Annotated in this window: 16 protein-coding genes; 11 read left to right on the plus strand and 5 right to left on the minus strand. The window is 71.6% G+C overall.

Annotated features, from left to right (window positions below):
* Positions 1–219: 219 nt before the first annotated feature.
* From ACZ7OY_RS08525 to ACZ7OY_RS08545, 5 genes are all read left to right on the plus strand, one after another.
* Positions 220–1,905: a thiamine pyrophosphate-binding protein gene (locus ACZ7OY_RS08525; protein WP_471910692.1), complete on the plus strand. Its 1,686-nt coding sequence runs from the start codon at positions 220–222 to the stop codon at positions 1,903–1,905.
* 11 nt (positions 1,906–1,916) lie between these two features.
* A complete protein-coding gene (gene frc / locus ACZ7OY_RS08530; protein WP_471910693.1) occupies positions 1,917–3,149 on the plus strand; it encodes a formyl-CoA transferase in 1,233 nt (410 codons plus the stop codon).
* Between the two features lie 4 nt (positions 3,150–3,153).
* On the plus strand, positions 3,154–5,298 hold the full coding sequence (locus ACZ7OY_RS08535; protein WP_471911191.1) for an acetate--CoA ligase family protein: 2,145 nt from the start codon (positions 3,154–3,156) through the stop codon (positions 5,296–5,298).
* Between the two features lie 123 nt (positions 5,299–5,421).
* A complete protein-coding gene (locus ACZ7OY_RS08540; RefSeq protein ID WP_471910694.1) occupies positions 5,422–6,810 on the plus strand; it encodes an OFA family MFS transporter in 1,389 nt (462 codons plus the stop codon).
* A gap of 1 nt (position 6,811) precedes the next feature.
* Entirely contained in the window at positions 6,812–8,206 is a 1,395-nt protein-coding gene (locus ACZ7OY_RS08545; RefSeq protein WP_471910695.1) for an OFA family MFS transporter, read from the plus strand.
* A 124-nt stretch (positions 8,207–8,330) separates the two neighbouring features.
* On the opposite strand, the gene ACZ7OY_RS08550 is transcribed toward ACZ7OY_RS08545, so the two are convergent.
* The 4 genes from ACZ7OY_RS08550 to ACZ7OY_RS08565 all read right to left on the minus strand — a co-directional run bounded on the left by ACZ7OY_RS08550 (position 8,331) and on the right by ACZ7OY_RS08565 (position 11,693).
* Positions 8,331–9,008, minus strand: coding sequence for a GntR family transcriptional regulator (locus ACZ7OY_RS08550; RefSeq protein ID WP_471910696.1), 678 nt, complete (start codon positions 9,006–9,008; stop codon positions 8,331–8,333).
* Between the two features lie 100 nt (positions 9,009–9,108).
* Positions 9,109–10,056 carry a beta-ketoacyl-ACP synthase III gene (locus ACZ7OY_RS08555; RefSeq protein ID WP_471910697.1) on the minus strand — a complete coding sequence of 316 codons (948 nt, stop codon included), beginning with the start codon at positions 10,054–10,056 and terminating at the stop codon, positions 9,109–9,111.
* A gap of 163 nt (positions 10,057–10,219) precedes the next feature.
* Positions 10,220–10,357: an MFS transporter small subunit gene (locus ACZ7OY_RS08560; protein WP_471910698.1), complete on the minus strand. Its 138-nt coding sequence runs from the start codon at positions 10,355–10,357 to the stop codon at positions 10,220–10,222.
* Positions 10,323–11,693 carry an OFA family MFS transporter gene (locus ACZ7OY_RS08565; RefSeq protein ID WP_471910699.1) on the minus strand — a complete coding sequence of 457 codons (1,371 nt, stop codon included), beginning with the start codon at positions 11,691–11,693 and terminating at the stop codon, positions 10,323–10,325. Before ACZ7OY_RS08565 ends, ACZ7OY_RS08560 begins: the two co-directional genes overlap by 35 nt.
* A gap of 245 nt (positions 11,694–11,938) precedes the next feature.
* Between ACZ7OY_RS08565 and ACZ7OY_RS08570 the strand changes: the two genes are divergently transcribed.
* From ACZ7OY_RS08570 to fdhD, 5 genes are read left to right on the plus strand one after another with little or no spacing between them, the layout of a single operon-like run.
* Positions 11,939–12,910: a 2-dehydropantoate 2-reductase gene (locus tag ACZ7OY_RS08570; protein WP_471910700.1), complete on the plus strand. Its 972-nt coding sequence runs from the start codon at positions 11,939–11,941 to the stop codon at positions 12,908–12,910.
* Positions 12,907–14,826 carry a molybdopterin oxidoreductase family protein gene (locus ACZ7OY_RS08575; RefSeq protein ID WP_471910701.1) on the plus strand — a complete coding sequence of 640 codons (1,920 nt, stop codon included), beginning with the start codon at positions 12,907–12,909 and terminating at the stop codon, positions 14,824–14,826. Before ACZ7OY_RS08570 ends, ACZ7OY_RS08575 begins: the two co-directional genes overlap by 4 nt.
* A gap of 9 nt (positions 14,827–14,835) precedes the next feature.
* On the plus strand, positions 14,836–16,659 hold the full coding sequence (locus ACZ7OY_RS08580; protein ID WP_471910702.1) for an NADH-ubiquinone oxidoreductase-F iron-sulfur binding region domain-containing protein: 1,824 nt from the start codon (positions 14,836–14,838) through the stop codon (positions 16,657–16,659).
* Complete coding sequence (locus tag ACZ7OY_RS08585; RefSeq protein WP_471910703.1) at positions 16,656–17,516, plus strand: 2Fe-2S iron-sulfur cluster-binding protein; 861 nt, start codon at positions 16,656–16,658, stop codon at positions 17,514–17,516. The genes ACZ7OY_RS08580 and ACZ7OY_RS08585 overlap by 4 nt, the downstream gene beginning before the upstream one ends.
* A 7-nt stretch (positions 17,517–17,523) precedes the next feature.
* On the plus strand, positions 17,524–18,372 hold the full coding sequence (gene fdhD, locus ACZ7OY_RS08590; protein ID WP_471910704.1) for a formate dehydrogenase accessory sulfurtransferase FdhD: 849 nt from the start codon (positions 17,524–17,526) through the stop codon (positions 18,370–18,372).
* Positions 18,373–18,481: 109 nt separating this feature from the next.
* Here fdhD and ACZ7OY_RS08595 read toward each other — a convergent pair whose 3' ends face one another.
* Entirely contained in the window at positions 18,482–18,922 is a 441-nt protein-coding gene (locus ACZ7OY_RS08595) for a MarR family winged helix-turn-helix transcriptional regulator (RefSeq protein WP_471910705.1), read from the minus strand.
* Between the two features lie 277 nt (positions 18,923–19,199).
* Between ACZ7OY_RS08595 and ACZ7OY_RS08600 the strand changes: the two genes are divergently transcribed.
* Complete coding sequence (locus ACZ7OY_RS08600; protein ID WP_471910706.1) at positions 19,200–21,068, plus strand: exo-alpha-sialidase; 1,869 nt, start codon at positions 19,200–19,202, stop codon at positions 21,066–21,068.
* Positions 21,069–21,093: the final 25 nt, after the last annotated feature.

Consider the following 21,093-nt stretch of genomic DNA (forward strand, 5'->3'; position numbering starts at 1 on the left):
TCTGCCTGCTGAGTCCTGCGGCGCCCTCGGACCCGCCGGTCCGCCTCCCGGCCCCGGCCTCCTGGCACCCGGCCCGAAAAGTGCCGCACGCCCCTGGACACCACCCACCGGATGCGGGATAACAAGCTTCATACAGTATTCGTCGACTGTATGCAATGTACCGCGAGAGCGTTCCCACCCCTACGAGCTCCCACCCCTACGAAGGGACAGGACTTCGCCATGCCCGACGACACGCAGGACGACGTGATCTCCGGCGGCCATCTCGTTGCCAAAGCGCTCAGGGCCGAGGGGGTCGACCGCATCTACACGCTGTGCGGCGGCCACATCATCGACATCTACGACGGCTGCGTCGACGAGGGCATAGAAGTCGTCGACGTACGCCATGAGCAGGTCGCGGCCCACGCCGCCGACGGCTACGCACGCATCACCGGCAGGCCCGGCTGCGCGGTCGTCACCGCGGGCCCCGGTACGACCGACGCGGTCACCGGTGTCGCCAACGCCTTCCGCGCCGAGTCCCCCATGCTGCTGATCGGTGGCCAGGGAGCCCTCACCCAGCACCGGATGGGCTCCCTCCAGGACCTGCCGCACGTCGACATGATGACGCCGATCACCAAGTTCGCGGCGACCGTGCCGGACACCGCACGCGCGGCGGACATGGTCTCCATGGCGTTCCGCGAGTGCTACCACGGCGCCCCCGGCCCCTCCTTCCTGGAGATCCCGCGCGACGTCCTCGACGCCAAGGTGCCGGTGGAACGGGCCCGGGTGCCGAAGGCGGGGCACTACCGGGCCTCGACCCGTTCGGCGGGCGACCCGGAGTCGGTGGAGAAGCTCGCCGACCTGCTGGTGCACGCCGAGAAACCGGCGATCCTGCTCGGCAGCCAGGTGTGGACGACCCGCGGCACCGAGGCGGCCGTCGATCTGGTGCGCGCCCTGAACATCCCCGCGTACATGAACGGCGCCGGCCGCGGCACGCTGCCGCCCGGCGACCCGCACCACTTCCAGCTCTCCCGCCGGTACGCCTTCTCCCACGCCGACGTCATCGTGATCGTCGGCACGCCCTTCGACTTCCGCATGGGCTACGGCAAGCGGCTGTCACCAACGGCGACGGTCGTGCAGATCGACCTCGACTACCGCACCGTCGGCAAGAACCGCGACATCGACCTCGGCATCGTCGGAGACGCCGGCCTGGTCCTGAGGTCGGTGGCCGACGCCGCGTCCGGGCGGGTGAACGGGGGCGCCGCCAAGCGCAAGGAGTGGCTGGACGAATTGCGCGCCGCCGAGCGGACCGCGCTGGACAAGCGGCTGCCGAGCCTGCGCTCGGACGCCTCGCCGATCCATCCGTACCGGCTGGTGAGCGAGATCAACGACTTCCTCACCGAGGACTCGATCTACATCGGCGACGGCGGCGACATCGTCACCTTCTCCGGGCAGGTCGTGCAGCCCAAGTCGCCGGGCCACTGGATGGACCCGGGCCCGCTGGGCACCCTCGGCGTCGGCGTGCCCTTCGTCCTGGCCGCCAAGCAGGCACGGCCCGACAAGGAGGTCGTGGCCCTCTTCGGCGACGGCGCGTTCTCCCTGACCGGCTGGGACTTCGAGACCCTGGTGCGCTACGACCTCCCGTTCGTCGGCATCGTCGGCAACAACTCCTCCATGAACCAGATCCGTTACGGCCAGGCCCAGAAGTACGGCCCGGAACGCGAGCGGGTCGGCAACACCCTGGGCGACGTCCGCTACGACGAGTTCGCCCGGATGCTGGGCGGCCACGGCGAGGAGGTCCGCGACCCCGCCGACATCGCGCCCGCGCTGCGCCGGGCCCGCGAGTCCGGCAAGCCGTCGCTGATCAACGTCTGGGTCGACCCGGACGCGTACGCCCCCGGAACCATGAACCAGACGATGTACAAGTGAGGTGAACGCCCATGACCGCAAGGGCACTTGAGGGCATCCGCGTCCTCGACATGACCCACGTACAGTCCGGGCCCTCCGCGACCCAGCTGCTCGCCTGGCTCGGGGCCGACGTCGTCAAACTGGAGGCGCCGACCGGGGACATCACCCGGGGCCAGCTGCGCGACCTCCCGGACGTCGACTCCCTCTACTTCACGATGCTCAACTGCAACAAGCGGAGCATCACCCTCAACACCAAGACCGAGCGTGGCCGGGACATCCTCACCGAGCTGATCCGGCGCTCCGACGTCATGGTCGAGAACTTCGGGCCGGGCGCGGTGGACCGGATGGGCTTCACCTGGGACCGCATCAAGGAGATCAATCCACGGATCGTCTACGCCTCCATCAAGGGGTTCGGCGACGGCCCGTACACCGGTTTCAAGGCGTACGAGGTCGTCGCGCAGGCCATGGGCGGGTCGATGTCGACCACCGGTTTCGAGGACGGGCCGCCGCTGGCGACGGGGGCCCAGATCGGGGACTCGGGGACGGGTGTGCACTGCGTGGCGGGGATCCTCGCGGCCCTGTACCAGCGTGAGCGCACCGGGCGCGGCCAGCGGGTGAACGTGGCCATGCAGCACGCCGTGCTCAACCTGTGCCGGGTGAAACTGCGGGACCAGCAGCGCCTGGCACACGGACCGCTCGCCGAATATCCCAACGACGACTTCGGCCCGGAGGTTCCCCGGTCCGGGAACGCCTCCGGCGGCGGTCAGCCCGGCTGGGCGGTCAGGTGCGCGCCGGGCGGCCCGAACGACTACGTGTACGTCATCGTGCAGCCCGTGGGCTGGCGGCCGCTCACCGCGCTGATCGGCCGGCCCGAGCTGGCCGACGACCCCGAGTGGGCGACCCCGCAGGCCCGGCTGCCCAAGCTGACCAAGATGTTCCAGCTGATCGAGGAGTGGTCCTCGACCCTGCCCAAGTGGGAGGTGCTGGAGCGGCTCAACGCCCACGACGTACCGTGCGGGCCGATCCTGTCCACCAGGGAGATCATCGAGGACGAGTCGCTGATCGCCGACGAGATGGTGGTCACCGTCGCGCACCCCGAGCGCGGCGAGTTCGTGACCGTGGGCAGCCCGCTGAAGCTCTCCGACTCCCCCGTGCAGGTGCGCAGTTCGCCGCTGCTCGGGGAGCACAACGAAGAGGTGTACGTCGGCGAGCTCGGGCTCGGCGACGAGGAGCTGCGTCTGCTCAAGTCGAACGGGGTGATCTGACGTGATGGCCGAGGACCGGCTGTCGAGGGTGCGCGCGCTCCTGGACGCCGTACGGGCCGAGGGCCGGACCGCGCTCACCGCGCCCGAGGGCAAGGTGATCGCGGACGCGTACGGGATCGCCGTACCGGGCGAGGAGCTGGCGGGCGACGTGGACGAGGCGGTGGCGTGCGCCGCGCGCTTCGGCGGACCGGTGGTGATGAAGATCGTCTCCCCGGACATCCCGCACAAGACCGACGCGGGCGGGGTGGTCGTCGGGGTCGAGGGCGCGAGCGCGGTCCGGGCCGCGTTCCACGAGATCGTCGGCAACGCGCGGGCGTACGACCCGCGGGCGCGCATCGTGGGCGTGCAGGTGCAGGAACTGCTGCCGCCCGGACAGGAGGTCATCGTCGGCGCGGTGACCGACCCCACGTTCGGGAAGGTGGTGGCGTTCGGGCTCGGCGGGGTGCTCGTCGAGGTGCTCAGGGACGTCACGTTCCGGCTGGCGCCGGTGACCGCCGACGAGGCGCTGGCCATGCTGGACTCGATCCGTGCGGCGGAGGTGCTGCGCGGGGTGCGCGGCGCGCCGGCCGTGGACCGGTGGGCGCTCGCCGAGCAGATCCGCCGGGTGTCCCAACTGGTCGACGAGTTCCCCGAGATCGCCGAGGTGGACCTCAATCCGGTGATCGCGACCGCGGAGGGGGCGGTCGCCGCCGACGTCCGGGTCGTCCTCGCCGGGTCGCAGCCGCCGCCGCGCCGCCGGTACACCCGCGACGAGATCCTGACCAGCATGCGCCGGCTGATGCAGCCGGGCTCGATCGCCGTGATCGGCGCGTCCAACGAGGCCGGGAAGATCGGCAATTCGGTGATGCGCAACCTGGTCGACGGCGGCTTCGCCGGGGAGATCCACCCGGTGAACCCCAGAGCCGACGACATCCTGGGCCGCAAGGCGTACAAGAGCGTCACCGACGTTCCCGGTGAGGTGGACGTGGCGGTCTTCGCGATCCCCGCCCGGTTCGTGGCGGCGGCGCTGGAGGAGGTCGGCCGCAAGCGGATCCCCAACGCCGTGCTGATCCCCTCCGGGTTCGCGGAGACCGGTGAACAGGGGCTCCAGGACGAGATCGTGGCGATCGCGCAGCGGCACGGGGTCCGGCTGCTCGGCCCGAACATCTACGGCTACTACTCGACGTGGCAGGACCTGTGCGCCACGTTCTGCACCCCGTACGACGTCAAGGGCGGGGTGGCGCTGACCTCGCAGTCCGGTGGCATCGGGATGGCCGTGCTCGGCTTCGCCCGCACCACGAAGACGGGGGTGTCGGCGATCGTCGGGCTCGGCAACAAGGCGGATCTGGACGAGGACGACCTGCTGACCTGGTTCGGCGAGGACCCGCACACCGAGTGCGTCGCGATGCACCTGGAGGACCTCAAGGACGGGCGGGCCTTCGTGGCGGCGGCGCGCGAGACCATCGTCAGGAAGCCCGTCGTCGTCCTCAAGGCGGGCCGTACGGCGGCCGGCGCGCGGGCGGCAGGCTCGCACACGGGTGCGCTGGCCGGCGACGACGCCGTGTACGACGACATCCTGCGGCAGGCGGGGGTGATCCGGGCGCCGGGGCTCAACGAGATGCTGGAGTACGCGCGCGGGCTGCCGGTGCTGCCCACCCCGCGGGGCGAGAACATCGTGATCATCACTGGGGCCGGCGGCAGCGGTGTGCTGCTGTCGGACGCGGTGAGCGACAACGGGCTGTCGCTGATGGAGATCCCGCCCGATCTGGACGCGTCGTTCAGGGCGTTCATCCCGCCCTTCGGGGCCGCGGGCAACCCGGTGGACATCACCGGGGGCGAGCCGCCGTCGACGTACGAGGCGACGATCCGGCTGGGTCTCGAGGACCCGCGCATCCACGCCCTGATCCTCGGCTACTGGCACACCATCGTCACTCCGCCGATGGTGTTCGCCGAGCTCACCGCGCGCGTGGTGGCCGAGTTCCGGGAGCGGGGGATCGAGAAGCCGGTGGTGGCCTCGCTCGCCGGGGACGTCGAGGTCGAGGCGGCCTGCCAGTACCTCTACGAGCGCGGGGTCGTGGCGTACCCGTACACGACCGAGAAGCCGGTGGCAGTGCTGGGCGCGAAGTACCGGTGGGCGCGGGCGGCGGGCCTGTTGGGAGGCGGGTCATGAGGTGACCGGACGCGGGGGCGGCCGACGGTGCGCGTCGGCCGCCCCCGGGGACCCGTGCGCGCACGAAACGCATTGGACAGGGGGCGCTGGCCAGAGCTTTCGACGCAAGGGGTGCTGAGTGACATGACAACCACCGACTACCCGGCCTCCGTCCCCTATCGGGAGGTGACGGACCGCAACGGCCGCGTGTACCGCATCGGCGAGACCGATGTCGACATCATGGGCCGCAGGCGCACCTGGATGGTCGTCCTGCCCTGGGTGGGCATGATGGGCATCAGCTCCGCCGAGTACGCGTTCACGTCGGCGGAGGACACGCTCCACGAGGCGCATCTGTGGAGCAGCGGGCACATCTTCTGGCTGATGGGCGTCTGGATATTCTTCCAGGCCGCCGTGGCCTTCCCGGCCGGGCAGCTGCGCGAGAGCGGCCGGCTCCCGGCGCGTACGGCGATGCTGATCGGCGCGGTCGGCACGATGACCGGCTATCTGTCGCTGGCCTACGCGCCGAACGTGCTCGTCGCCTACTTCGGCTTCGGCATGTGCAGCGGTATCGGCGCCGGTCTGGTCTACGCGACGTGCGTGAACATGGTCGGCAAGTGGTATCCGGAGCGCAAGGGCGGCAAGACGGGCTTCGTCAACGGCGGTTTCGCGTACGGGTCCGTGCCCTTCGTCTTCCTGTTCACCTCGTACATGGACCTGGGCAACTACAAGACCGTGCTGGCGCTGGTGGGTGTCGGGCTGTGTCTGGTGGTGGCGTCGGCCGGCTGGTTCTTCCGGGACCCGCCGAAGAACTGGTGGCCCGCCACGGTCGACCCGCTGCGGGCGACCGACGACCCGAAGATCCGCCGGGCCCTGGAGAAGAACCCGCCGGCGGTCCGGCAGTACACCCCGAAGGAGGCGGCCCGTACCCCCGTTCTGTGGATGATGTGGTTCTGTCTGCTGTGCACGGCCGGCATCAACATCTTCGGCATCGCCTTCCAGGTGCCGTTCGGCAAGGACATGGGCTTCGCGGGCGGCATCGTCGCCACGGCGATGTCCCTGAAGGCCGTCGTCAACGGCACCGGCCGGGGCGTGATCGGCTGGATCTCCGACCGCTACGGACGCCGCAACACCCTGGTGATCGTCTGTGTCGTGCTGGGCACCGCGCAGTTCGGGGTGCTGGTCTCCGGCCAGACGGGCAGCATGCCGTTCTTCCTGTTCTGCTCCATGGTCTCCGGCTTCGGCGGCGGGGCGATCTTCCCGCTGTTCGCGGCCATGACGGCCGACTACTTCGGTGAGAACAACAACGCCACCAACTACGGGATGGTCTACAGCTCGAAGCTGATCTCCGGGCTCGTCGGCTCGGGCGTCGGCGCGATCGTGGTCGGCGCGTGGGACTACCACGGCGCGTTCGTCCTCGCGGGCTCGATCGGGCTGGCCTCCGCGGTGCTGGCGCTCTTCCTGAAGGCTCCGGGCCGGCCCAAGGCCCGGAGCATCGTCCCCAACCCGCAACCGCTCGGCGAGGAGATGGCGTGAGATGACTGCGGATCCCGTCGCTACGAACAGCGCGTCGGCCGGCCCCGGCACGACGCACCGCCCCTACCGTGAGGTGACCGACTCCCGCGGCCGGGTCTACCGGGTCGGCGAGACCGACCGGGACATCCTCGGCCACTCCCGCAAGCTCATGGTGTATCTGCCGTGGATCGCCATGATGGCCATCAGTGTCTTCGAGTACGCCTACGGCTCGGCCGAGGACACCCTCTCGCACGCGCACGGCTGGACCCAGAGCAACACCTTCTGGATCCTCAGCGTCTGGGTGTTCTTCCAGGCCGGCATCGCCTTCCCGGCGGGCTGGCTGCGCGAGCGGGGCATCCTGACCGCCCGCCGGGCCATGCACCTGGGCTCCGGCATGTGTCTCGTGGGGTTCCTGGCCCTGTCCCACCTGAGCAACGTCCTGCTGGCGATCCTGGGCTTCGGCGTCGTCGGCGGCATGGGCGCCGGGCTGGTCTACGCGACCTGCATCAACATGGTCGGCAAGTGGTTCCCCGAACGCCGCGGCGCGCGCACGGGGTTCGTCAACGGCGGCTTCGCGTACGGCTCGCTGCCGTTCATCTTCATCTTCAACTACGCGTTCGACACCGGGAACTACCACCGGGTGCTGGACCTGATCGGCTGTTACATCATGATCGTGGTGTTCGGGTGCGCGTTCCTGTTCAAGGACCCGCCGAAGAACTGGTGGCCGGCCGACATCGACCCGCCGAGCCTCGCCGGTGACGGCGAGAGCGCGGCACGGATGTCCAAAAACCCTCCGGCGACACGGCAGTTCACCCCCAAGGAGGCCGTCAGGTCCGGGATGCTCCCGCTGATGTGGATCTCGATCGTGCTGACCGCCGGGGTGTCGATCTTCGGGATCTCCTTCCAGGTCGACTTCGCCAAGGAGGTCGGCTTCGGTCCGCTGGTCGCCGCCTCGTCGATGGGCGTGATGGCGGTCGTCAACGGCGTCGGACGCGGGGTCGTCGGCTGGCTGTCCGACCGGTGGGGCCGCAAGCCGACCCTGGTGTTCGTCATCGTCGTGCTGGGCCTCGCCCAGTTCGGCGTGATCCTGGCGGGCGACCTGAGGAGCGAGTGGCTGTTCCTGTTCTTCGCCTTCCTGTCCGGGTTCGGCGGCGGCGCGTTCTACCCGATGTTCGCGGCACTGACGCCGGACTACTTCGGCGAGAACTACAACGCCACCAACTACGGGCTGGTGTACAGCGGCAAGCTCGTCAGCGGCCTGTTCGGCGGCGGCCTGGGCTCCATGGTGGTCGCGGCCTGGGGCTACAACGGCGCGTACGCGCTGGCGGGCGGGATCTCGATGGTCGCGGCGGCGATCGCACTGCTGCTGCGACAGCCGGGCCGCGACACGCCGACCGCACCGCAGCCGGCGGTCTGACGACGGCAAGCACCTGCGACCGGCCCGCGGGCACGAACACCGCGTTCGGCCGCCGGACGGCCCGCATGCCACGAGGTGGCCCGCCCCTGCTCCCGGGGAGGGCCACCTCAGGTGCTGCCGGGCCTCAGGGTCTGGTGCGGGCGTGGTACGAGTTTCGGGTGTGTTCGGTGTGTTCGCGCATCAGACGGGTGGCCTCCTGCTCGTTGCCGTCGGCGATCGCGGCGATCAGGTCCCGGTGCTCGATCCACGACTGCTGTCCGCGCCGGCGGGCGACGGGCGTGTAGTACCAGCGCACCCGACGGTCGACCTGGGCCGCGAGTTCGGCGAGGACCGCGTTGCCCGCCAGCTCCATGATCTTGGCGTGGAAGCGGGCGTTGAGGGCCACGGCGGCGTCCACGTCGTCGTCGGCGACCGCCTGCAGCCCCTGCGCCAGCAGTTCCTCCAGCGCCTCGATGCCCGCGCCGGTGGCGTTGGCCGCGGCCAGCCGGGCCGCCTCGGCCTCCAACAGCGTACGCACGGTGAGCAGTTGGTCGGCCTCCTGCTCCGTGGGCTCGTGCACGAACGCGCCCTGCGCGGGGCGCAGATCGACCCAGCCCTCGGTGTTGAGCCGTTGCAGCGCCTCGCGCACCGGCTGCCGGGAGACCCCGAGATGCCCGGCGAGCTCGCTCTCGACGAGGTGCTGGCCGGGCTGGAGGGCCCGGGTGGTGATGAGTTCGAGCAGTGCCTCGTAGACGCGGTCACGCAGTGGACCGGGGCGTTCGAGCCTGGGCACCGCCCCCTGCGGCAGTCCTGTCGACAACATCGCGGTCCCCCTCCTCGGCGGGCCGTGCACAGCGGTCGGAGCGCCGGCCTGGATTGGCTTTCGTCTACAGTCTACGGCCCTGGCGCCCGCCGCGGGCGGCTCACGGGCAGCGGACGACCTGCCCGGCGTACGAGAGGTTCCCGCCGAAGCCGAACAGCAGGACCGGGTCCCCGGTACGGATCTCGCCGCGCTCCACCAGCTTGGAGAAGGCCAGCGGGATGCTCGCCGCGGAGGTGTTGCCGGACTCGCTGACGTCCCGGGCCACGACGGCGTTCGCCGCGCCGATCTTCCCCGCGAGCGGCTCGATGATGCGCAGGTTCGCCTGGTGCAGGACGACGGCCGCGAGGTCCTCGGGGGTGAGTCCGGCCCGCTCGCAGGCCTGCCGGGCCAGCGGCGGCAGCTGGGTGGTCGCCCACCGGTAGACGCTCTGACCCTCCTGCGCGAAGCGCGCGGGCTGCCCCTCGATGCGCACGGCGTGCCCCATCTCGGGCACCGACCCCCACAGCACGGGCGCGATCCCCGGCTCCTGGCCCTCGGCGCACGCCTCGACCACCACGGCCCCCGCACCGTCGCCGACCAGCACGCAGGTCGTACGGTCCGTCCAGTCGGTGACCTCGGACATCTTGTCGGCGCCGATGACCAGGGCCCGGGTGGCGGCGCCCGCGCGAATGGTGTGGTCCGCGGTGGCGAGGGCGTGGGTGAAGCCGGCGCACACCACGTTGACGTCGATCGCGGCGGGCGAGGGGACGCCCAGCCGGGCGGCGACCCGGGCGGCCATGTTCGGCGAGCGGTCCACGGCCGTCGACGTGGCGACCAGGACCAGGTCGATGTCGCGGGGGGTCAGCCCGGCGGCCGCGAGCGCCTTCGCGGCGGCCTGCGCGGCCAGGTCGTCGACGGGTTCGTCGGGGCCGGCGATGTGCCGGGTCAGGATGCCCACCCGGGACCGGATCCACTCGTCACTGGTGTCGACCATGCCCGCCAGTTCCTCGTTGGTGAGCACCCTGGCGGGCTGGTAGTGGCCGACGGCGGCGATGCGCGAGCCGTGCATGGGAGGGTCCCCTCGTTGCCGTGAGTAGCGGGATCCACCAGTCTGAACAGTGACTCACGGGTACGAAGACAGGTGATGCCACAGGAAACGCGCGCCCGGGTTGTCGGCTTCCGTCAGACCTCAAACGCCGCAACCCCGACAGCGCGCCCCCCGTGCCGTGGCGTCAGCCGGTGAACAGTTGTCGGGCCCGCTGTACGAGTTCGTACACCCCGTAGGCGAGCGGCGCGCCCACCCACAGCCAGGCGAAGACGATCAGTGCCCGCCGGTCAGGCGGACTCTGGCTGCTGTCGTTGCCGGACATCGGCGTCCTTTCCGGGTACGGGGAGGTGGTGGCGGGGGTGGACGGGCCGGACCAGTTCGTTGGCCACGAAACCGACCGCGAGCAGCCCGATCATGATGAAAAACGACAGCGAGTACAGGGCGGATCCGTGTTTCCCGGCCTCCTCCTGGCGGTCGGCGATCCAGTTGACGATCAGCGGACCGAGCACGCCGGCGGTGGACCAGGCGGTGAGCAGCCGGCCGTGGACGGCGCCGACCTGATAGCTGCCGAACAGGTCCTTGAGATAGGCGGGGATCGTGGCGAAGCCGCCGCCGTAGAAGGAGAGGATCACCAGCGCGCACCCGATGAACAGCGGTTTCGAGGTGTCGCCCAGCAACGCGATCAGGGCGTACATCACGGCCCCGACGCCGAGGTAGACGCGGTAGATGTTCTTGCGTCCGATCAGGTCCGAGGTCGACGACCAGCCGATGCGGCCGGCCATGTTGGCCGCCGACAGCAGGGCGACGAAGCCGGCGGCGGCCGTCGCGGAGACCGGGGTGGAGCTGTCGGCGAAGAAGTCCGCGATCATCGGGGCGGCCTTCTCCAGGATGCCGATTCCGGCGGTGACGTTCATGCACAGAACGACCCAGAGGCACCAGAACTGCGGGGTGCGCACGGCGCTGCGCGCCGACACCTGCACCGCCTCGACGGCACCGGCACCCCCGGCCGCGGCCGGCGCCCCGCCGTCACCCGGCGCCGCCGCGCCCTGCCCCGTACCGCGCGGCACCCGCACCAGCAGCACGCCGAGCAGCATGAACACGGCGTACGACAGCCCGTGCACGAGGAACGCGAGCGCGATCCCGGAACTGTCGGTGCCGAACGACTCCAGCATCTGCGCCGACCACGGCGAGGCGATGAGCGCGCCGCCGCCGAAGCCCATGATGGCGATGCCGGTCGCCATGCCGGGACGGTCGGGGAACCACTTGATCAGGGTGGAGACGGGCGAGATGTAGCCGACGCCGAGGCCGATCCCGCCGACGAAGCCGTAGCCGAGGACGATCAGCCAGTACTGCTCGCTCGCGGCGCCGAGGGCGGAGATCAGGAAGCCGGACGAGAAGCAGACCAGCGCCACGGTCATCGCCCAGCGCGGCCCCCTGCGCTCCACCAGGGTGCCGCCGAACGCGGCCGACAGACCGAGCATCACGATGCCGAGCTGGAAGGGCAGGGCGCTCTGGGTGCCGCTGAGGCCGAGCGCGGATTCGAGGGGCGGCTTGAACACGCTCCAGGCGTAGGCCTGCCCGATGGACAGATGCACGGCGAGGGCGGCGGGCGGAACCAGCCAGCGGCTCCACCCGGCGGGTGCGACGGGAGGACTCATGATCCCGGACGGTAGGCAGGGCTACGGGAGTTGAGAAGCGGTCGGGTCGACCGTATGCGGTGAACGGTATCCAGACTGCGCCGAGCGGTCGGGAGAGGTCAGGACACGGACCGCGACGGCGGGCTGACGCGACCCCTTGCCGGGACCATCTCCATACTGTAGACAATATTTCGTCGACATAGTGTGCGGCGTCGGCGTCTTCCCCACCTCCGCGGTACTCCCTCGACCGAACGGAGCGTTCCGAAGTGAAAGTCGCAGTCCTCGGCGCCGGCGCGATCGGCGCCTACGCCGGTGCCGCGCTCCACCGCGCCGGCGCCGACGTGCACCTCATCGCCCGTGGACCGCATCTGGCGGCCATGAGGCGGCACGGCGTACAAGTGCTCAGCCCGCGCGGCGACTTCACCGCCCGCGCCCACGCCACCGACGACCCGGCCGAAGTGGGCCCGGCCGACTACGTCTTCCTCGGCCTCAAGGCCAACTCGTACGCGGCGTGCGGGCCGCTGATCGAGCCCCTGCTGCACGGCACCACGACGGTCGTGGCCGCCCAGAACGGCATCCCCTGGTGGTACTTCCACCGGCACGGCGGCCCCTACGACGGCCACCGCGTCGAGAGCGTGGACCCGGCCGGCGCGGTCAGTGCGGTGCTCGCGCCCGAACGGGCCGTCGGCTGCGTGGTCTACGCGGCGACCGAGCTCGAAGCCCCCGGTGTCGTAAGGCACTTGGAAGGCACCCGGTTCTCGATCGGCGAGCCCGACCGCAGCGTCTCGGCGCGCTGTCTGGCCTTCGGCGAGGCCATGGTCGCCGGCGGGCTGAAGTGCCCGGTCGAGCCGGACCTGCGCAACGACATCTGGCTCAAGCTGCTCGGCAACATCTCCTTCAACCCGATCAGCGCGCTCGCCCGCGCCACCATGCGGCAGATGTGCCGGCACGGGGGCACCCGCGAGGTCATCGAGCTGATGATGCGCGAGACGCTCGCCGTCGCCGAGGCGCTCGGCTGCGAGGTCGGCGTCTCCATCGAACGCCGGCTCGCGGGCGCGGAACGCGTCGGCGACCATCGCACCTCCACGCTCCAGGACCTGGAGCGCGGCAAACCGCTGGAGCTCGACGTCCTGCTCGCCGCCGTCGTCGAGCTGGCACGGATCACCGGCGTGCCGGTGCCCACCCTGCGCACCGTGCACGCCATCTCGGACCTGCTCGCGCTGAGGAGCGCCGCATGAACAAACGCGACCGGACCCCGAAGACGTACACCCGGCTCACCCACCCGCTCGTACGGGACTCGCGTGACGAGCCGTTCCGGCAGGCGACCTGGGAGGAGGCGCTGCAGCGCACCGCCCGGGGCCTGGCGGCGGCCCGCGGCGCGTTCGGCCTGTTCTCCTGCGCCCGCGCGACCAACGAGATGAACTACGTGGCACAGAAGTTCGCCCGGGTCGTGATGGGCACCAACAACGTCGACTCCTGCAACCGGACCTGTCACGCGCCCAGCGTGGCGGGCCTGTCGGCCGCGTTCGGCTCCGGCGGCGGGACGTCGTCGTACGAGGAGATCGAGCACACGGACGTCATCGTGATGTGGGGCTCCAACGCCCGCTTCGCGCACCCGATCTTCTTCCAGCACGCGCTGAAGGGGATCAGGAACGGCGCCCGGATGTACGCGGTCGATCCACGGCGCACCAGCACCGCCGAGTGGGCGGAGAGCTGGCTCGGACTGAACGTGGGCACCGACATCCCGATGGCGCACGCGCTCGGCCGCGAGATCATCCACGCGGGCCTGGCCAACGAGGCGTTCGTGCGGCGGGCGACGAGCGGCTTCGCGGAGTACCGGCGGCTCGTGGAGCCCTGGACGCTGTCGCTCGCCGAGAAGGTGACGGGTGTACCGGCCCGTGCCATCGAGGAGCTGGCGCACGCCTACGCCCGGGCCGAACGCGCCCAGCTGTGCTGGACCCTGGGCATCACCGAGCACCACAACGGCACGGACAACGTACGGGCGCTGATCAACCTCTCCCTGCTGACCGGTCACGTGGGCCGCTACGGCTCCGGGCTCCAGCCGCTGCGCGGCCAGAACAACGTGCAGGGCGGCGGCGACATGGGAGCCATCCCCAACCGCCTGCCCGGCTTCCAGGACATCCTCGACCCCGGGGCGCGGCGGAAGTTCGAGGCGGCCTGGGACACCGTCATCGAGCCGCGCCACGGGCTGAACCTGACGGAGATGTTCGAGGCGATGGAGGAGGGCACGCTGCGGGCCGTGTACTGCATCGGGGAGAACCCGGCGCAGTCGGAGGCCGACAGCGAACAGGCCGAACGGCGGCTGCGCGCCCTGGACTTCCTCGTCGTGCAGGACATCTTCCTGACCTGCACGGCCGAGCTGGCGGACGTCGTGCTGCCCGCCACGGCGGGCTGGGCGGAGACCGAGGGCACGACCACCAACAGCGAACGGCGGGTCCAGCGGGTGCGCCGGGCCGTCACCCCGCCCGGCGAGGCCCGCGAGGACGTCGACATCCTCTGCGACCTGGCGGCCCGGCTCGGCCACGACTGGAAGTACGCCGACGCGGAGGCCGTCTGGAACGAGCTGCGCTCGGTCTCCCCGGACCACTACGGGATGACGTACGACCGGCTCGTCGAGCACCAGGGCATCCAGTGGCCGTGCCCGAGCACCGAGCGGATCGAACCGGGCTATCTGCACGGCCGGTTGTGGGAGGCGGACCCCGGACTGCGGGGCCCCAGGGCGCCGTTCGGGCTGGTGCGGCACGATCCGCCGGTCGACCTCACCGACGAGGAGTACCCGATCCGGCTGACCACCGGGCGGCGGCTGGACTCCTACAACACCGGCGTGCAGAGCGGGGGTTTCGCCTCCCCGCTGCGGCGCGGCGAGTACCTGGAGCTGTGCCCGGAGGACGCCGAGCGGCACGGGGTGGTGGTCGGCGAGGAGGTCAGGGTGTCCTCGCGGCGCGGCACGGTCGTCGCGCCGGTGTGGATCGACCCCGCGCTGCGCCCCGGGCTGGCCTTCATGACCATGCACTTTCCCGACGAGGTGGACACCAACCGGCTGACGATCGAGGCGAACTGCCCGATCGCGGGGACGGCGGAGTTCAAGGCGTCGGCGATCCGGATCGACAAGCTCCCGGTTGCGACCCAGTGAGGTGACGTGGTGGACCTGCACTTCGGCGACGGCAAGCCCACGGACGAGGAGCGGGCGGCCGTCGACGCCCTGCTCGGCCCGGCGCAGTCCTCGTGGGAGGGGGCGGACCGCTCCGACGGCGACCTGAGGTGGGCGCGCGGCGGCCGCCCGGCCCGGGACCGACGTGACCTGCTGCTGCCGGGGCTGCACGCGATCAACGACCGGGTCGGCTGGATCAGCGAGGGCGCGCTCGGCTATCTGTGCCGGCGGCTGACGGTGCCGCCGGCGGAGGCGTACGGGGTCGCCACCTTCTACGCGATGTTCTCGGTGCGGCCGCGGCCCGCGACCGTGCTCCAGGTGTGCACGGACCTCGCCTGCGCGGCCGCCGGGGCCTCGCAGCTGTGCGCGGACGTCGAGGCCGGGCTGGGCCCGGGCAGCGGGGTGGGCGTCGAGCGCAGCCCCTGTCTGGGCCTGTGCGAGCGGGCTCCGGCGGCGCTCGCGGTGCGGGCGGGGAATCCGGTGCGTACGGCGGTGTCGGCGCCCGCGACGGTGGAGGGTGCCGTCCTCGCGGCGAGCGCGCCGGACACGGCGCCCGCGCAGGCGCCGGTGGTGTCTGCTGTCCCCCAGGCCGGGGACCCGGCGCTGACGCTGCTGCGCCGGGTCGGCGTGGTGGACCCCGCCGACCTCGACGACTACCGCGCGCACGGCGGCTACTCGGCCCTGCGCCGGGCCTTCGCGATCGGGCCCGCCGCGGTCATCCGCGAGGTCACCGACTCCGGCCTGGCCGGGCGCGGCGGCGCCGCCTTCCCGACCGGCCGCAAGTGGCAGGCCACGGCGTCGCAGCCGGCCCGTCCGCACTACCTGGTGTGCAACGCGGACGAATCCGAGCCGGGGACCTTCAAGGACCGCGTGCTCATGGAGGGCGACCCGTACGCGCTGGTGGAGGCGATGACCGTCGCGGCGTACGCGGTCGGCGCCGAGCGCGGGTTCCTGTATCTGCGCGGCGAGTATCCGCGGGCGCTGCGCCGGATGCGGCACGCCGTCGACCGGGCGCGCGCCCGCGGTCTGCTCGGCGCGGACATCCTCGGCCAGGGCTTCGACTTCGACATCGAGATCCGGCGGGGCGCGGGCGCGTACATCTGCGGCGAGGAGACCGCCCTGTTCAACTCGATCGAGGGCTATCGGGGCGAGCCGCGCTCGAAGCCGCCGTTCCCGGTGGAGCAGGGCCTGTTCGGCCGGCCGACGGCCGAGAACAACGTAGAGACGCTGGTCAACGTACTGCCGATCCTGAACCTGGGCGCGCAGGCCTACGCGGCGATCGGCACCGGGGGCTCCACCGGGCCGAAGCTGTTCTGTGTGTCGGGCAGCGTGGAGCGCCCCGGCGTCTACGAACTGCCCTTCGGCGCCACCCTCGGCGAGCTGCTCGCCCTGGCGGGGGTGCGGGCGCGGCTGCGGGCGGTGCTGCTGGGCGGTGCGGCCGGTGGTTTCGTACGGCCGGACGAGCTGGACATCCCGCTCACCTTCGAGGGCACCCGCCAGGCGGGCACGACGCTCGGCTCGGGGGTCGTGATGGCCTTCGACGACACGGTCCCGCTGCCGCGGCTGCTGCTGCGGATCGCGGAGTTCTTCCGCGACGAGTCGTGCGGGCAGTGCGTGCCGTGCCGGGTCGGGACCGTGCGTCAGGAGGAGGCGCTGCACCGGATCGCCGAACGCACGGGCCCGGCGGCCGCCGGTGACATCGCGCTGCTGCGGGAGGTCGGCCGGGCCATGCGGGACGCCTCGATCTGCGGTCTGGGGCAGACCGCGTGGAACGCCGTGGAATCCGCCATCGACCGTCTGGGGGCTTACGAATGACCGTGACACCGCTGGGGATCCCCCGTCGGCTGCTGGAGTTCACCCTCGACGGGGAGCCGGTGCGCGCGCCCGAGGGCTCGACCCTGCTGGACGCCTGCCGGGCGGCCGGGAAGGACGTGCCGACCCTCTGCCAGGGCGACACCCTCACCCCGAAGAACGCCTGCCGGGTCTGTGTCGTGGAGGTGGCCGGCTCGCGCACCCTGGTGCCGGCCTGCTCGCGCAGGGCGGAGCCGGGCATGGAGGTGCGCACCGACAGCGAGCGCGCCCGGCACAGCCGGAAGGTCGTCCTGGAGCTGCTCGCCTCCTCGGTGGATCTGTCGACGACCCCGCGGGCGGCCTCATGGATCAAGGAGTACGGGGCGGAGCCGGACCGGTTCGGCCCCGGCGCGGCCCGGCTGGGCGAGGAGCCGCGGGTCGACAACGAGCTGTACGTGCGCGACTACGGCAAGTGCATCCTGTGCTACAAGTGCGTGGACGCCTGCGGCGACCAGTGGCAGAACACTTTCGCCATCTCTGTCTCCGGCCGCGGCTTCGACGCCCGGATCGCGGTCGAGCACGACGCGCCGCTCACCGACTCCGCCTGCGTGTACTGCGGCAACTGCATCGAGGTGTGCCCGACGGGGGCCCTGTCCTTCAAGTCCGAGTTCGACATGCGGGCGGCGGGTACCTGGGACGAGTCGGCGCAGACCGCGACGACGACGGTGTGCGCGTACTGCGGTGTGGGCTGCAACCTGACCCTGCACGTGCAGGACAATGAGATCGTCAAGGTCACCTCGCCGCACGACAACCCGGTGACCCACGGCAACCTCTGCATCAAGGGCCGTTTCGGCTACCAGCACGTACAGAACCGGGGCTGATCAGGACATGGGACGAGTCACGGAACGACGCAAGGTGATCCGGATCCGGGACGGGGCGGTCTCCAGCCGGCCCGACACGCTCGTCGCCGAGGAACCGCTGGAGATCAGGCTCAACGGCAGGCCGCTCGCCATCACCATGCGCACCCCGGGGGACGACTTCGCGCTGGCCGCGGGGTTCCTGGTGAGCGAGGGCGTGCTGGCCGCCGCGTCCGACCTGCAGAACATCGTGTACTGCGCGGGGGCCACGGCCGACGGTGCCAACACCTACAACGTGGTCGACGTGCGGACCGCGCCGGAGGTGGTCCTGCCCGACATCACCCTGGAGCGCAACGTCTACACGACGTCGTCGTGCGGACTGTGCGGCAAGGCGAGCCTGGACGCGGTGCGTACGACGGCCCGTTTCCCGATCGCCGACACTCCCCCGGTCCGGGTGGACCCCGGTCTGCTGGCGAGCCTCCCCGACCGGCTGCGCGCGGCCCAGCGGGTGTTCGACCGGACCGGGGGGCTGCACGCGGCGGCCCTGTTCACCGAGGACGGGGAGCTGGTCGACATCCGCGAGGACGTGGGTCGGCACAACGCCGTCGACAAGCTGGTCGGCCGCGCCCTGCAGAACGGCGATCTGCCGCTGTCGCGTTCGATACTGCTGGTCTCGGGCAGGGCGTCCTTCGAGCTGGCGCAGAAGGCGGTGATGGCGGGGATACCGATGCTGGCGGCGGTCTCGGCGCCGTCGTCGCTGGCGGTGGACCTGGCCGCGGAGACCGGTCTGACCCTGGTGGGCTTCCTGCGGGGCAGCTCCATGAACGTGTACGCGGGCGAGGCCCGGATCGCCCTGCGGGCCGCGGCCGCCCAGGGCTGACCCGGCTCCCCGCGACACGGCGGCGGGGCCCCGGCCGGCGGGGAGCGCCCCCTGCGCCGCGGGGGCCCCGCCTCGGGCCGGCCCCGGTCACCTCACCGTCGTGTCGTCATCACTCGTCCGGGCCCGCGGCGACGCGGACCAGCAGGGCGGTGAACCGGTCGCGTTCGGCCGCCGCCAGGGGCGCGAGCAGCATCTCGTTCGCCGCCCGTGCCGCGTCCTCGCAGCGCAGCAGCAGCTCCTCGCCCTGCGGGGTGAGCGACACGGCGTTCTTGCGGCGGTCCCTCGGATCCGGTTCGCGCACGATCAGGCCCCCCGCCTGGAGGTCGTTGAGGACCCCCACCAGGTCCTTGGGGTCGAGTCCGACACCGCGGCCCAGGTCGGCCTGGGCGACCGGGGCTAGGTCACGGACGGCCGACAGCACCACGTGGTGCCACATCTTCACGCCCTCGGCCGCGAGCGCCTCGGCGACCAGCGTCCGGCCGCGGGCGGCGGCGCGGCCGAGGATCCAGCTGGGCAGGGCGCGGATCGCGGGGATCGGGGCTTCGGACATGAACGCAGCCTAGCGCCGATTCATTGGACTTCCCAATGATACGACGATACCGTTGGTGCTCCCAACGATACCATTGGGGTCCCCAACGACATCCGGCGGCCGAACCCGCGCAAAGGTCGCCCCGATCCCCTGCCGCACGCTCCTTGTCGGGCCTGGACGGCCCCAACTAACGTCTGCAGCACGCCCCTTGGACATGGGATGTCCAGACCTCCGGTCGTCCGGACCTCCATATGTCCGGACCTTCGGATGTCGAGACGCACGAAGGGCAGGTCGCACCATGCCGTCAAGTCTTCGTACACGCCTGAGATCCACCCTCGTCACGGCGTCGACCACCGCCGCGCTGCTCGCGCTGCCGAATCCCGCGCACGCCCGGCCCTCGGCGGCCGGCCCGGAGTTCGGGCAGCAGGTGCTGTTCAAGGCGTCCCAGGACCCCGGGTACGCCTGCTTCCGGATCCCGGCGATCGTCACCACCACGGACGGCACGCTGCTGGCGTTCGCCGAGGGCCGGGTCCTCAACTGCGGTGACGCGGCCGACATAGACATCGTCCTCAAGCGCTCCACCGACGGCGGGCGCACCTGGGGCCCGCTCCAGGTCGTCAACGAGGGCGGCGGCGACACCCACGGCAACCCCGCGCCGGTCGTGGACCGCGAGACCGGCCGCATCCTCCTGGCGGAGACGTACAACACCGGGCGTACGGACGGCGCCGGCTGTGCCGTCCCCTGCGACCGCACCCCGCACCTCCAGTACAGCGACGACGACGGCCTGACCTGGTCCGCGCCGCGCGACCTGAGCTCCGAGATCCTGCCCGCGAACTGGAACTCCTGGTACGCGACCGGCCCGGTGCACGGCATCCAGCTCACCCGCGGCCGGCACGCCGGCCGGCTCGTCCTCGGCGTCAACACCGAGACCTGGGACGGCAGCCGGGTCACCGCCGACCACGCGGCACTCGTCGTCAGCGACGACGGCGGCGACCACTGGCGCCCCGGCGCCGTCGACTCCTGGCCGGTCGCCGAGGACGGCACCTTCCGCCAGAAGCCCTCCGAACTGACCCTCACCGAGCTGATCGACGGCACCGTGCTGGTCAGCGGCCGGGAGCAGGACGGCACGGATCTCGGCCACCGCACCCAGGCGGTCAGCCGCGACGGAGGCGACACCTTCACCGCCCCCTTCCGCGACCTGCCCGACCTCTACGCGCCCCAGGTGCAGTGCTCGACCCTCCGTCTGGGCCTGCGTCTGCTGCTGGCCTGCCCCGGCGACCCCGACCGCCGCCGCGGGATGATGATCCGCTCCTCCTACGACGGCGGCCGCACCTGGGACAGCCTGGACCGCGGCACCACCGTCACCACGGACTTCTCCGGCTACTCCGACCTGACCCGGATCGACGAGGACACCGTCGGCCTGCTGTACGAGGGCGGTGCCGTCGACGCCCGCGACGAGATCCGCTTCGCCCGCTTCTCCGAGGACTGGCTCGTGCCGCCCCGCGGCCCGGACCCGACCACCGCCGACCTGGCCCCGGGCGCCGCCCCCGCGACCGTGCTGGGCGGCGCCCGGGTGACCGACGGGGTGACGGGCGGCGCGCTGTCCTTCGACGGCGTCGACGACGGCGTACGTCTGCCCTACAGCGACCGGCTCCCGCTCGGCACGAAGGACTTCACCGCCTCCCTGCGGTTCCGCTCCACCGCCACCACCGGTGAGCAGCCGCTGCTGTGGATGGGAGGCATGGGCACCACACAACCGCAGATCTGGCTGCGTGCGGAGCCGGCCGGCGACCGGGTGCGCGCCCTGATCACCGTGCGGGACGGCGCGACGGCCGTACGGTCCGCGTCCGTGAGCATCACCGGCACCTTCGACGACGGCCGCTGGCACCAGGTGGCGCTGCGCCGCGGCGGCGGACGGCTGACGCTCTTCGTCGACGGCACGCAGTCGGCCGTCGCCGACGTGACCGGTTCGGTGAGCCGGAACTCTCCGTTCGGCGTCCACATCGGTCAGCGCATGGACGGCCGGGAGTTCTTCACCGGCGTGATCGACGACGTCCACGTGTGGGACCGCGCGCTGAGCGACGCGGAGGTCGCCGGCCCACCGCCCGCCGACCTCGCGCACACCGTGCTGTGGCTGCCGCTGGACCGGGTGCGGGAGGACGGCTGAGCGTTGCCGGGGCCGGCGCGAACGG

The organism is Streptomyces sp. NPDC107559 (assembly GCF_055657365.1).

Coding starts and splice junctions, on each gene's coding strand:
- ACZ7OY_RS08525 (WP_471910692.1), top strand. CDS start 220: ATGCCCGACGACACGCAGGACGACGTGATCTCCGGCGGCCATCTCGTT.
- frc (WP_471910693.1), top strand. CDS start 1,917: ATGACCGCAAGGGCACTTGAGGGCATCCGCGTCCTCGACATGACCCAC.
- ACZ7OY_RS08535 (WP_471911191.1), top strand. CDS start 3,154: ATGGCCGAGGACCGGCTGTCGAGGGTGCGCGCGCTCCTGGACGCCGTA.
- ACZ7OY_RS08540 (WP_471910694.1), top strand. CDS start 5,422: ATGACAACCACCGACTACCCGGCCTCCGTCCCCTATCGGGAGGTGACG.
- ACZ7OY_RS08545 (WP_471910695.1), top strand. CDS start 6,812: ATGACTGCGGATCCCGTCGCTACGAACAGCGCGTCGGCCGGCCCCGGC.
- ACZ7OY_RS08550 (WP_471910696.1), bottom strand. CDS start 9,008: ATGTTGTCGACAGGACTGCCGCAGGGGGCGGTGCCCAGGCTCGAACGC.
- ACZ7OY_RS08555 (WP_471910697.1), bottom strand. CDS start 10,056: ATGCACGGCTCGCGCATCGCCGCCGTCGGCCACTACCAGCCCGCCAGG.
- ACZ7OY_RS08560 (WP_471910698.1), bottom strand. CDS start 10,357: ATGTCCGGCAACGACAGCAGCCAGAGTCCGCCTGACCGGCGGGCACTG.
- ACZ7OY_RS08565 (WP_471910699.1), bottom strand. CDS start 11,693: ATGAGTCCTCCCGTCGCACCCGCCGGGTGGAGCCGCTGGCTGGTTCCG.
- ACZ7OY_RS08575 (WP_471910701.1), top strand. CDS start 12,907: ATGAACAAACGCGACCGGACCCCGAAGACGTACACCCGGCTCACCCAC.
- ACZ7OY_RS08585 (WP_471910703.1), top strand. CDS start 16,656: ATGACCGTGACACCGCTGGGGATCCCCCGTCGGCTGCTGGAGTTCACC.
- fdhD (WP_471910704.1), top strand. CDS start 17,524: ATGGGACGAGTCACGGAACGACGCAAGGTGATCCGGATCCGGGACGGG.
- ACZ7OY_RS08595 (WP_471910705.1), bottom strand. CDS start 18,922: ATGTCCGAAGCCCCGATCCCCGCGATCCGCGCCCTGCCCAGCTGGATC.
- ACZ7OY_RS08600 (WP_471910706.1), top strand. CDS start 19,200: ATGCCGTCAAGTCTTCGTACACGCCTGAGATCCACCCTCGTCACGGCG.